Source organism: Streptomyces aurantiogriseus (assembly GCF_014649375.1).
Lineage (GTDB): Bacteria > Actinomycetota > Actinomycetes > Streptomycetales > Streptomycetaceae > Streptomyces > Streptomyces aurantiogriseus.
Genome location: NZ_BMSX01000008.1, coordinates 276,199 through 288,352 on the forward strand (window position 1 = coordinate 276,199; position 12,154 = coordinate 288,352).

Sequence of the window (12,154 nt, forward strand, 5' to 3'; positions counted from 1 at the left end):
CTACCGGTGACGACTTGCGCCGTCGGAGCAACGGCACCCGTTGGACCAACGAGGAGTTGCCCTACCACATGCTGTTCGGCTACATCGTCGCGCTGGCGCTGATTCCGCTGGCGCTGATTCCGCTGGTGCGTCTGTTCGGTCGTCTTCCGCCGGGCGCGAGCCGCGCTTGGGCGCGTTTGCTCAATGCCTGGACGCGCCCGTTCAACGTGATCAACTACGTGGGGACCGTGGGAGGTGCCCGGGTGTACAACCACCGTCGCATGGGTGCGAAGTTCGATCGCACCCTTGCGGCCCTACCTGTCCCGTCGCCTGGATGCGGAGCCGGACGTGGAGTTGGCGCGGACGATGTACTTTCCGGTGCGGTGGGATCCGTTCTTCAAGGACGCGATGACCCTCGAAGATGTCTACCGGTACCCCACCCGGCACTTCGACTTCCACCGCGCCCAACTCACCCTGGGTACCCCGTCCTCATGGCCAGAGGCCTGAGAAGTCGATGTCCCGGGCCCATTCCGGGTGATCAATCAGCGGATTGCGGTTGCCCTGGATCTCCGCGATGGCGGCATTCCGGTGCAACTCGTACTCGCTCACCGGCTCGCTTTCGTGCCACGTCAGGAGGCTGGGCAAACGGTTCCTGGGGAACTCGCCCGGGGAGTCGCCGACCAGCCCCGGGTAACGCAGCAGGAAGTACAGGGTTGCCCGGGCGACTGCTCCCTTTCCTTCCTCGGGCTCGAATCCCACTTCCTCGCGCATTCCGCAGTCGTCCCGGACCGCTTCCTCGAAGCCGGGGAAGTCGAAGTAGGGGAAGTTGCTGCGGAAGCTGTTGCATCCCACCTCGCACGCGAAGAGGTGATGCAGGTCGCCCCGCATGGGCTCCTGCTTGGTGAACCACGACTGCGGCACGACGTGTTCGCAGTTGAAGGCCATCGACGCCTCCAGAGCGTCGAATTCGGCCTCGAACTCGGCAGGACCCGCCGCACTCTCGTGGAGGAGGAACTCCTGCATGCGTGCCAGCCGGGCTTCTTCCACGGCGGCGTCGGCGCGTATGAACTCCTCCGCGGAGAAGGCCCTGCCGGAGTAGATGCTGCGCAGCTTGCCGTCCTGGTGCAGGTCGACCCACGGGTAGACCAGCCGCATCGGTTTGTACCTGGGCCGGGGTGAATGGGTCTCCTCCAGCAACTCGGTGAGGGCCTGGCGCAGCGCCCTGCCATCGGTGGTGCTGATGCCCGCGTAGTAGGCAGCGCGTGCGTCATGGTCGCGGGTCCGGTCGTAGTAGGGCCGTTCCCGCCCGAGACGGAAGTTGACCAGGGCCGCGTTCAGGTCCCTCTCGACCGCGGATCGACCGTCCGACCGTCCGAACCGGGGAAACGTCGGAGCGGTCGTGAGCGTGGGCGTCGCTGTGAAGGTGGGCTGCGCCGTGGTCACGGTTCCGACGGGGGACGCGGGAGCGTCGATACCGAGGCTGATCCGCAGCGGGACGGTGAGGTGCGCGGTCCCGCCCGTCACGTACGCCGTGGATCCGTCGGGACCGGCACCGTGCGCGGCCCCGTCGGGCCAGGACGCGGACGCCGCGGACGGCGAGCCCTCGACCGGCGGGGAGAGGGCGGCCGAGGCGGTGAAGACCTCGTCCCTCAGCCGCGCGGCCCCGCCGGTCAGTGTGATCTCGTGCAGCGCCTGCAGCACACGGCTGATGCGCACGCCTTCGTTGGCCTTCCAAGCCAGCCGGTGCTCGCCCATCTCCGGCGTCCAGACCGTTCCGTCCACGCTCAGCGGCCGACCCTCGGCGTCGGTCTTCGGGACGGCCGAGTGGTGGAGTGCGACGACCTCCCACTGGTCGTTGAAGACCGGTGAACCCGACGACCCCTGAAGGGTGTCGGACTCGTAGTGCAGGAACCGGTCCAGCACGTCGATGACCTGGTTCTCACGCAGCGCGAGCTGCTTGGGCTCGCCCCGGGGGTGCTGGATGATGTTGACGAACTCCCCGATGATGACCTTTCCTTGCGCTCCGCTGAGAGGCAGCCGGCCGAAGGCCGAGAGAGGGTCGCCCTGCGCGCTGTGTTCGGCGACCGCGACCAGGCTGAAGTCCAGCTCGCGGTCGGTGACGAAGAATCTTCGCGGCTCCAGCTGGAAGACCGCCGGTACGAGCGGACGCCCGTCGATCCCTGTCTGGAACGCGAACGCGACGACACTGCGGTCCGCTTCTTCCCTGCTGCGCAGTACATGGTTGTTGGTGAGCAGAAGGGACGGGGAGACCATGAAGCCGGTGCCGTGACCGCCGCCGGGTCCGCTGGTGGTGATCCGGCCGACGGCGCGGGCGGCCAGGGTGCCTTCCTCCAGGAACGCGACCGGAGTGAGATTGTTGCGCTCGATGAGGCGTTCCAGCCCCAGCACGTCGCTGCCGAAGCTGTCCGGCGGCAGCTGAAGGGTGCTTCCCGCCGTCGTGACCGGTTCCGACGGTGTCTTCTCGATCGCCATGGCCAACGACCAGTCGGCGCCGAGCCGTGCCAGCCGCTTCTCGACTCGCTGCGGTTCGTCGGCGTACAGCACACCGCGCGTGTCCAGTACGGTTCGATTCCTCTCCCGCTGCTCGGTACGGTTCGCGTAGCGTTCTGTGGCCATCGCCAGCTGTGACAGGTAGTCCGATTCCGTCTTCGACAGGCGTTCCGCCGTCGTCATGGGTCCGCTCCTTGCCTGCTTGAAATGTGCCGGTGGTTGTCGTTGGATCACGGCACCCGCGTGGGGCGCGCTACGACGACAGCCTGGTGCTGCGGGATGCCTGATCGGGATGGGTCCCGAGGTAGCCGTGTGAGGAGAGCGCGCCGGGTGAGAAGGCGCCCGGTGTGAATTCGTCGCGTGCCGGGGGCTTTGCGCAGGCGGTCTGCGGCTGGGCGGTGCTCCGGCCCAGGCGGCAGGCGACGGCCGTGAGTTTGATGGTGACGAAGTCGGCGATCTGGGCGCCGAACTCGATGGGCCTGCCGTTGATGGTGATGTCGCCCACGGTGAAGTTGCGGTCGGCGGGAACTTCGTAGACGGCACGCACGGGGTGGTCGGCGTCGCCGCGATGGAAGATCCAGAAGCTCTTCGGGTCGGAGCCGTCGGGCGCCCGCCATCCGTCCGTGGCCAGGTCGTCGAAGTAGAGGCCCACGGGGTCGGACAGCGCGATGTCGGCCTTCTGCCGGGCGATCCCATTGACCACTTCACCGATGTGCGGGTCGCTGTTGCGCTCGGCCACTCCGTATTTGCCGCAGGCGATGAGCTCTTGTGCACCGGTGAGTTCCCTGCCGCCGATGACCCGCCGGATCGTGGCGGCGGCGGCGAGTTCGATTTCAGCCCCGAGGGTGTTGGCCTGCTGGATGAGGTGCATCGCTCCTTGTGTCGTGGAGTCGTTCCACTTGTTGCGCCGCAGATACCGGCCGTCCGGGCCGAAGAGGTCGCTGCGCTGCACGGTCGGGCTGATGTGGGTGCGATAGAGCTCCAGCGCCTTGTCAGGGCTGGTCTGCGCCAGTACGTCCCAGTACTCGGGCCCCTCGCAGGTGAACGTGACGCGGGTGATCTTTCCCGAGTCGTTCCGGGTCACGCTCCATTCGCAGTACTCGTCCTGCACGTCGCGGCTGGCGTCGGCGCGTTGCCAGCGTTGTCTGTCCGAGACCGCGGACCTGAGACGGTTGGGGAACGCGGTCCAGGTGACTGCCGCCTCGACCGCGTCCGGGGCGGTCTCCGTCTTGGTGAGGTTGTAGAACTGCGGCCGCGGGCTGTCGTGCAGTACCTGGCTGGGGTCCGGGCCGTCGATCGCCTGGTCGACGCTGTCGCCGATGAAGACGTTCCACGCCTTCAGCCCGACGTCGCCCATGTCGGTGAGGCGGCCCGGAGGCCCGTACGCGGTGATGGTGGTCATGGGGATCCTCCGTCGGTCTGGGCGGTGACGGTGCCGTCCTCGTTCATCCGCAGCGGTGGCGCATCGGCCGGGATGTCGGTGGTGGGCAGGGTGAGTTCGAATTCGTTGAGTTTCATCGCCTGGAACGCGCGGCGACGCGACTCCGCCAGCCGGGTGCAGTCGCGGAAACCCGACGTCGTGCGGATCCGTGCCGCGGCCTTCTCCAGGTAGGCATCCACGCGCTCCGCGAAGACGCTGCGCCATCGGGCCTCGGGCAGCGACCAGTTGCGGGCGAACTCGCCTTCCGGGCTGTCGGCGGGCAGCGTGGCCGCGGCGGCGACGATGGCCGCGGCGATGTCTGTGCACCAGGCGGAGGCGGGGACGGGTTCCGTGGGCACATACGTCATCAGGTGGCTGCGGGCCGGGCTGAAGACCGGATTGGTGAAGTCCACCATCAGGGCGCACGCCGCGAACCTGGCCGGGACGAGGCCCTGCGCGACCAGTTGCCGCACCACATCGTTGTCCTCGTGCGCGGCCTCCGGGATGACGAAGGCGAAAAACGTGTCGCCCTGCCGCGAGAAGTCGCTCGCTCGCTCCTGGAGCCGGAAGCCGAACGCGGCGAGACTGTCCGCGTAGAGGGACGCGGGCGCGGCCGGCACGGTCTCGGCGCTCACCGGCAGCCCGAGATCGTTGATCAGGGCGTCGGCGTTCAGCCAGAAGCCGAGGGGGAGCACGAGATCTCCGCTGTCGGGTCCGACGGTCGTGCTCTGGGTGCTCGTACTGGCGAGGTTGACGGTGGTGGTGGTGAACAACTGCCGCAGCAGATGGTCCGGGTGCCGCACCATGCCGTCATCGACGACCGCGGCGAGGCGCGCGGTCGTCCAGCGGGAGACGAGCCCCTTGACCGTCAGTTCCAGGCGCTCGGCACCGATGACCCGTTGGTACAGCGGGTTGTCACGCAGCGGGTCGTCCGGGGGGAGTTGGATCGTCGCCGCCATGGACTGCCAGTTGCTCCACGGCTGTCTCAACTCCTTCATGACGACGCTGCCGTTGACATGACTGTCGAAGCAGCCCTTTCCACGGGACTCGGGCGCCAGGGCCGACCAGGAGTTGCCCGTCCAGACCCATGTCGGAGAGATCCGCATGTAGTAGTTGAAGACCTGAGCAGCCGGGTCCCATGCGGCGACTTGGAGAAAGGCCGAGTCGGGATCACTGCTGACCAGCAGGTCCGGGTCCGCGCCCGGTGCGGCGCGGGTGACCGCGAAACGGAGGTCGCGCCGCAGCCCCGGGGCCTCGTCCGGGGTGATCTGCCCGGCCTCGCTGATCATGTACACGCACTGCACCGGAAGAGCGTCGGCGCGCGTGAGCCCGTCGAGGACGTCCTCCAGCGTCATGGGCCACTGCCCCTGCTGGAAGAAGACCGCGGCCATCGGATCCTTCAGCCCCGCCAGGTCGTCCGCGCTCATCGGCACGGGGCCCTGATCCACACCGCTCACTCCGCGGTGCAGCGTCCCCCGCTCCAGCCTGCCGTGCTCATCCGCCGCGGCGGCCGTGGCGGCCGTCGGCCAGGCCGTCGCCCTCCGACGTTCAGGGGTGCGGTCCCACAAGCACATGGTTCTTCCGCCTTCCGTCGCTCTGCTACGGGAAAGGGCTGAGGACGTGGGAAAGCGCGGCGCCGGCGTCGATCCCGGCAGCGGCCCGACGTCGTCGACGGCTCGAACCGGCGGCTGCTACTGCGTGGAGCCGCCAGAGCCGCTGTGCCGCCCGCGGGGGGCACCCATCTCGATGTCGACCTCTCGCCACTTGATCCGGCGGACGCGATCGCGCAGTGCGTCGGAGGAACCGAGCTGGGCGATGACGTGGTCCACGTCACCGTCCATGGCGCTCTCTTCCGTGCGGCGGATCGCTGCGGCAGCGGAGCCGGGGGCGGCAGGTGTTTCCTCCCCGATGGCGCCGGAGGCTTCCGCCTCGTGGAGCCGGGCGTCCTCGATCATCGCGTCGACCGCCGGATCGTCGGGGGAGAGCTGGACGCCTCCCGCCGTTTCGTTCGGCGCCACCGTCAAGTCGGGGTCGAGTCGGTAGGTCATGCCGCCGAAGGTGACTCCGTCGGCCGAGGCAGTGACGCGGATCGAGAGAGCACTGCCCGCGTTCAGGACCTCGTCACGGGTGAAGTCCTGGCCGGGACGCAGGCTCACGGTGACCTTGCGCTCGGCACCGGGCGCCAGACCGAGGGCGAACGGGGAGTCACTGCGGCCGCTGACCCGGATCCGCCAGTCACGGTCGGCCAGGAACGGCGGCAGCTCCGCCTTGAGTGTGATGCGGGCTTCGCCGCTGAGCGGATTGCGCACCGTGAAGCTGCGGTTCACGAATCCCGAGAGCAGCCCGCGGAGGCCGCCTCCGCCCGGCACCGGTGCGACGTTGCGCTGTGCGAGGTTGTTGTCGAACGGCACCAGGCGCCACTCGGCCGTGGGCCCGGCCGCGCAGGGGAAGAACGTGCCGGGGTCGATGTTGCTCAGGTCACCGGCGGCGCTGACCTCCATGAACATGCACTCGTGGCCGACCGTGCCCGGCCTCCAGCGGAAGGGGCCGACGACCGTGCTGCCGCCCGGCGGAATCCCGCCGGGTACCGCGATCTGTGCCGTGTCCATCGGCTTCCAGTCGCCTGGCCAGGAAAGGCCGACGCCCGGGTCGGCGGAGTAACCCCGCACCACCACGTTGTCGGCCGGCTTGGTGCCCCTGTTCCTGACGCGCACGTATGCGTGGTTCACCTGTCCGACGACAGGTGTTTCATGCACTCCGCCACCGCCTCCCGCGCTCGGCGCCAGCCGGTTCCAGATGTCGGTGCATTCCCAGTGGGACGGCTGGAACCCGTACTCGCCGCCCCGGCCGTCGTCGATGTAGACGTCGACGTCCGGCGGCGCGCCGGGCTTCGTCACCGGGGCCGGGGCGCCGGGGGGCTGGTAGAGGCCCTGCTTCTCGAAGCTCCAGCGGATCACTTTGTGGAACGTACCGCCGCGGTGGCCCTCGAAGTCGGCGGTGCCGATGTCGGCGTTCATCAGGGCGGTCACGAACACCTTGGGGTCCGGTGTGGGGATGACGGGGCTGCTGGCCAGGGACCCGACCGCCTTGAAGATGAGGTACATCGTCTGGCGTGCCGCGAGTTTGCGGCGGTTGACGTCCGCGGAGTCCCCGCCGAGCGACTGGTACAGACGGAAGTGCGTCGTCGACAGGATCTGTTCGCTCGAGTAGCCGCCCTTGTCGTTCTGTCCGCCCCATGCCCAGCCGTCGGTCACCGCACGGCCGTGGTTGCGGTGGGGCAGGATCCACGGGAAGGTCTGGAACCGGAGCACCGGGTCGGTTCTGAGCGAGGACTCCGGGTCCATGTACACCGCGGCCAGACTGTCCCCGGCGCTGTGCGCGAAGCCGAAGTTCGGGGAATGGACGCTGTCCCACAGAATCGTGTGGCCGAACTCGTGCAGGACGACGCGCAGATCGGCGGCGATACTGACCGCCGGGAACGGCGATCCCGCCAGACCGAACTCGAAACCCCCGGAGCCGGTGCCGGTCACGTTGCCCGGCGCCCGTGCGTTGATGTCGTCACGGAAGCCGCAGGCGTCCACGGGCACCGGGAAGTCGGTGCCGTCGAAGTAGCTCTCGAGCTTGAAGCCCATCCCCTGCAGGTGACGGAACAGCCAGTCGCAGTGGTGGTAGGCGTTCACCGCCGCGAACTCCCGCGCGGGCGCGTCGAAGAAGAAGGTGGCCGGCGGATTCGTCGCGGTGGGTGGACCGACGAACGGCAGAGCCGTGTCGACGACCTCCACGAACGTGCCCCTGAGGTGTTGGGGGTCACCGTCGCTGAGACCTTCCAGGACGGCCGCGGAGCGGAACGGGTTGAGGGTTGCCGCGGGGCCGGTCGGCGGTGCGGTCGGAGCGCCGGCCGTCAGAGGGTCGGTCCGGTAGATCAGGCCGGTGGCACAGGCCGTCAGCGCCCGGAGGTAGAGGACCGCCCCCGTGGTGGTTTCGACGAAGGCGCGCCAGTTGAGCGACGGATGGCCGGTGACGGGCAGGGAGAACAGCACCTCGGTCACGCGGTAGTACTGCTCAGGAGAGACGGCGTCGGGAACGGGCGGAAGCGGAAGCGTGGGCGGCGCTGCCTCCAGCTTCTCGCTCGGAGTGGTGCGGGTCTCCGGGTCGAACCTCTGGTCCGGGTCGTACTGGTAGACCAGCTGCCGCCTCGCATTCACCGTCGGTGTGCCGCCGGTGCGCACACCCAGCAGGGACTTGAGTACGCCCGGAGTGATGTCGCCCGGACCGTACCGCCCGCCTTCCGGCGGGTCCTCCGGCAGCTCCACGTCCGTCCGGACCGAACTCTGCGACGCCGTGACCCGCATGGGTTCCGGCTGGATACTGACGCTCACCCCGGCTTCCCACACGGGCAGGTCGTCGTACTTCTGCTGGTAGGAGACGACCGTGGTGCCCATGACCTCCTTCTCCTCCGCGAGTTCCAGCGTGCTGTGGCCCGGGGAGGGGGCCGGGGCGATTCTCTGGTCGGTGAGGGACGCACCGCCGCCGTTGCCCGGCAGCATGGCCTCTTCGATTCCGTAGATGGGTGCGACCTCCCGCAGATAACTCTCCGCGAGAACCTGAGCCGTCCGGGCGGGCACCCCGGCGATGCCGGTGTGCTCCGCGAATTCCTGACTTCCGGGTGACACCGCCACGAACGGCTGCTGGAAATGCTCCAGGTGCTGCACCTTGCCGTTGTTTTCGTTGCGTACGTTCTCGGTGAGCTCGAATGCCATGATGATTCGCTCCTAGCTACCGGGTGGCGGAAATCCACGCTGCCGCGGTCACGGCCCGGGCGATGTCCCTCGCGTAATCCGCGTTGATCGTCCTGTCAGCAGGGAGGTGATAGTTCGGGTTGGGCTCCGGATTCGGTGCCGAGGACCCGGGGCCGATGAAGAAGTCCTCCGAGACGAGACACGCCCGGTATCCGTGGAGCTGGAAGCTGTAGTGGTCGCTGCGTTCCTCGGCCGGATCGCCCCCCGCGGTGGACCCGGGGTACATCTGCGGAGCGGGAAGGCTCGGCGCAACCTGCGAGGCTGTGGCGGCGATCAGCTTGGCGAGCTGGACCGAGCGAGCCTGCACGGACGCGGAGGGCGTGAAGCCGGCGTGCAGCTCGAATTCCCGGGGCTGCAGAACGTCGTAGCCGATCATGTCCATCTGCAGGACCGCCACGATGTCCGTACCGAGCTGCGCCTGGTCCCGCGCGTAGGCGTGACTGCCCACGAGCCCGTGTTCCTCGGCGTTGAAGAAGACGAAGCGGATCTCGCGGCGTGCCACGCCGACCTCGGCCGTGAGCGCCGACATCGCCCTGACCGCGCAGAGGACACCGGCGACACCGCTGCCGTCGTCGTCGGCGCCGGGGGCGGGATCGACCTGAGCGCGGTATCCGGGCTGCCGTGCGCCCGTCGAGTCCATGTGCGCGGTGACCAGGACCACACCGTCGAGACCGGAGCCGGCGAGGGTGGCCTCCACGTTGTCGTAGGAGCGGCCCTCGTGTACGAACTGGTGTGCTCGTACGGTCAGCAGGCCGGATCCGGCGGAGGTGACGTCGGCGAGCAGGGTACGGACCGCAGAGGCGTTGTCCGGGTGGTGAATGTGACGGCTGCGAATGGTCACGGTGTCGGACGCCGGACGGACACCGGTGTACCGCTCCACTTCCCGACTCATCCGCTGTGCAGTGATGTTCTCCGTGACGAGGTTCCGCTCCGCGAGCGTCAGCCGGGGATCGAGTGCAGCGAGCGTGTCCGCGTCGTGGGGTGCGACGGTGGGTGTCGCTGCCGAGGGCGCGGCGCCGTCCGCACGACCGTCCAGTAGTGCGGGAGTGGCCTGCAGCTTCAGGTTGTGGCCGTGTCGCGCGCCCGAGAAGTGGTAGCTCTCCACGGAGCGCCCGGCAGGGATCGCGACGAACAGGCCCTCCGGTGAGGAGGCGAGGACGCGGCGCGCCGATCCGTCGTCGGAGAAGAGGTCGAAGGCGTTCCCGGCCGGCGACCCGAAGCCGCTGTCGTTCTGCCGGTCGTCGCGGAGCAGGTAGAGGTCCGTGGTGAGCGGCTCGTCCTCCACGCCCAGGCGGTCGACCGGGAACCCCAGGTCGTCCAGTTTCAGTGCGGTCGCCGCGTCTGCCACGGCATACACCTCGACCGACGGGGGAGCTGCGCGGCGTACCGCGCCGTACAGAGGAACCAGCGGCTGTTCCCGCAGGAGAGAGCGCCAGTCCGTCCCGCTCGCTCCTGCAGGAGGAACGCGGATGCGCAGATAGCGCAGCGGCGCAAGCCGGCCCAGCACGGTCAGTGCGAGGCTGGGATGGGGGGCGACGAGAAAGTCCGCGAGCCGGGCGAAAGACCGCTCGGTGGCGTCCTCGCCCACGAAAAGCAGCCGAGGTCTGTGCCTTGCCCCGGCATTCTGTGCTGCTGCATTCTGTGCTGCGGCAGCGGCCTGCTCGAAGAGGAGCGTGGAATTCTTCGGACCATAGAGAACCAGTTGCTGGTCGAACTTTTCCAGTAGACCGGCCCGGTCGAGGGCCGCATTGACGCGTTCTTCCGGAATGGTACCCCGGTCGGAGAGGATTCCGAGCCGGACCCCTTTCTCGTGGAGGGCCGACAGGATGGGTGGGATATCTGGGTAGGCTATAAGGCTCTCTATGTCTGTTCCGTCCGCGGATACTCGCACAGAAGCGAGTGTGTTTCCGATGTCGAAGAAGGCGACACTTCCCGAGTGCTCAGCCATTGACGGATCCTCCTCGGCGCATGCGCGACAGGCGTGCGTCGATGCGAAAGGTAAATCCGTACGTCGTTCACCTGCGCTGATTCCGATCGCTCATCCGGCGCTGTCGACGTGGGCCCCTCACAACATGGTGGGCCTGCAACGCAGCCGCTGCAACTGGGCGGAGATGGTGGTACCGCGCTCGCTCCATCGGGGAAACAGTTGGCGTTTCGATTACATGACGGCCCGTCACGAGTTGGGTCGGCGATATCGCTTGAGCAGACGACGGATGACGGTGCCGGTCCTCGGCGTGCCAGAGCACGGCGCGGGACAGGACGGCGCGTTCGCGGCGGTGGCGCCGACGAGCTTCACGCCCCGCTTCTTGGCCTTGGTGTACGGTCCGGCCCCGATGAAGGCCGGTGGCTGATGCCGGTCGCTGCGACGTCCCAGCCGCCCTGGCCGAGCTGCCACAACAGCCAGTCACAGCTTCCGGCGGTGTAGACGAACTCCTCGGGGCCGAGCCGGCACAGCACGCCCTCGGAGGCGACCCAGCCGTTCTCGTCGAGCTGGACATGGTGCTTGATCCAGCCCGTCTCGAAACGGGAGAGATCCCTCATGCCCAGGCGGTCGAGGTGCGGGTGCCCAGCGTGCGGGCGAGGCGGGTGGTGCGCTCATGTGTCCCTTCAGAGGTGCGGAGTCGCGGTTGCGGCGCCTGCCGCGCTCGGAACGGAGGCCTCTGTGTCGCCGCTGTGGTGCTTGGCGCGCTGGATCTGTTCGTAGACGTGCGCGCGCAGTTCGCCGAAGCGGGCGCTGGAGCGGGTGTGCAACTGGTCGCGCTCGTCGGGCAGATCGATGGTCAGGTCCTCCTGCACCACGGTCGGCGACTTGGACAGGATGATCGTGCGCTGGCCGAGGTAGACGGCTTCGTCGATGTCGTGGGTGACGAACAGGACGGTGACGCCGAGTTCGCGCCACAGGCGCCGGATGAGGTCCTCCAGGTCGGCGCGGGTCTGCGCGTCGACCGCTGCGAAGGGCTCGTCCATGAGCAGCACTTTCGGCTCGTAGGCGACGGCGCGGGCGATGGCGACGCGTTGCTGCATGCCTCCGGAGAGCTGCCAGGGGTAGGCGTGGTGGGCGTCGGCCAGGCCGACCACCTCCAGGGCGTGGTCGACGAGTTCCTTCTCGCGGGCCTTGCCGAGTTTCTTGCGGCGCAGCGGGAGGGCGACGTTGTCGCGGACGTTCATCCAGGCGAACAGGGAGCGGCCGTACTCCTGGAAGACCACCGCCATGCCGGGCGGGGGCCCGCTGACCGGGCGGCCGTCCAGCATCACCTCGCCGCCGGTGGGGGCGAGCAGTCCGGCCATGCACTTGAGGAGGGTGGTCTTGCCGCAGCCGGACGGGCCGACCAGGCACACCAGTTCATTGGCGTCGATGTGGAAGCTGAGACTGCGCAGTGCCTCGACGGTGCGGTTGCGGCCGGTGTAGGTCTTCTGCAGGTTGCGTACGTCGAGCATCGACGTC

Annotated in this window: 8 protein-coding genes; 1 reads left to right on the plus strand and 7 read right to left on the minus strand. The window is 68.4% G+C overall.

The features are described 5' to 3' along the window. Positions 1-285: 285 nt before the first annotated feature. Complete coding sequence (locus tag IE263_RS48650) at positions 286-486, plus strand: hypothetical protein (RefSeq protein ID WP_229911057.1); 201 nt, start codon at positions 286-288, stop codon at positions 484-486. Here the strand turns inward: IE263_RS48650 and IE263_RS19370 are convergent. From IE263_RS19370 to IE263_RS19400, 7 genes are all read right to left on the minus strand, one after another. Further along, positions 469-2,673, minus strand: a complete 2,205-nt coding sequence (locus IE263_RS19370) for an endonuclease (protein ID WP_189938123.1) — start codon at positions 2,671-2,673, stop codon at positions 469-471. The two genes, IE263_RS48650 and IE263_RS19370, sit on opposite strands and share 18 nt — an antisense overlap. A 70-nt stretch (positions 2,674-2,743) precedes the next feature. Further along, positions 2,744-3,892, minus strand: coding sequence for a DUF8225 domain-containing protein (locus IE263_RS19375; protein WP_189938125.1), 1,149 nt, complete (start codon positions 3,890-3,892; stop codon positions 2,744-2,746). Beyond that, positions 3,889-5,358: a hypothetical protein gene (locus tag IE263_RS19380; protein ID WP_229911058.1), complete on the minus strand. Its 1,470-nt coding sequence runs from the start codon at positions 5,356-5,358 to the stop codon at positions 3,889-3,891. The genes IE263_RS19375 and IE263_RS19380 overlap by 4 nt, the downstream gene beginning before the upstream one ends. Before the next feature lie 243 nt (positions 5,359-5,601). Further along, a complete protein-coding gene (locus tag IE263_RS19385) occupies positions 5,602-8,670 on the minus strand; it encodes a hypothetical protein (protein WP_189938128.1) in 3,069 nt (1,022 codons plus the stop codon). A 16-nt stretch (positions 8,671-8,686) separates the two neighbouring features. Further along, the gene (locus tag IE263_RS19390) at positions 8,687-10,657 is read right to left on the minus strand and encodes a M28 family metallopeptidase (protein WP_189938130.1); all 1,971 of its coding nucleotides are present in this window, start codon (positions 10,655-10,657) and stop codon (positions 8,687-8,689) included. A 344-nt stretch (positions 10,658-11,001) separates the two neighbouring features. Next, positions 11,002-11,250, minus strand: coding sequence for a hypothetical protein (locus tag IE263_RS19395; RefSeq protein ID WP_229911059.1), 249 nt, complete (start codon positions 11,248-11,250; stop codon positions 11,002-11,004). A 66-nt stretch (positions 11,251-11,316) separates the two neighbouring features. Then, a complete protein-coding gene (locus tag IE263_RS19400; protein ID WP_189938132.1) occupies positions 11,317-12,147 on the minus strand; it encodes an ABC transporter ATP-binding protein in 831 nt (276 codons plus the stop codon). Positions 12,148-12,154: the final 7 nt, after the last annotated feature.

What these genes read in the sequence shown, in the direction of transcription:
- IE263_RS19385 (WP_189938128.1), bottom strand. Translation starts at nt 8,670, where the DNA reads ATGGCATTCGAGCTCACCGAGAACGTACGCAACGAAAACAACGGCAAG.
- IE263_RS19395 (WP_229911059.1), bottom strand. Translation starts at nt 11,250, where the DNA reads ATGAGGGATCTCTCCCGTTTCGAGACGGGCTGGATCAAGCACCATGTC.
- IE263_RS19370 (WP_189938123.1), bottom strand. Translation starts at nt 2,673, where the DNA reads ATGACGACGGCGGAACGCCTGTCGAAGACGGAATCGGACTACCTGTCA.
- IE263_RS19390 (WP_189938130.1), bottom strand. Translation starts at nt 10,657, where the DNA reads ATGGCTGAGCACTCGGGAAGTGTCGCCTTCTTCGACATCGGAAACACA.
- IE263_RS19375 (WP_189938125.1), bottom strand. Translation starts at nt 3,892, where the DNA reads ATGACCACCATCACCGCGTACGGGCCTCCGGGCCGCCTCACCGACATG.
- IE263_RS19400 (WP_189938132.1), bottom strand. Translation starts at nt 12,147, where the DNA reads ATGCTCGACGTACGCAACCTGCAGAAGACCTACACCGGCCGCAACCGC.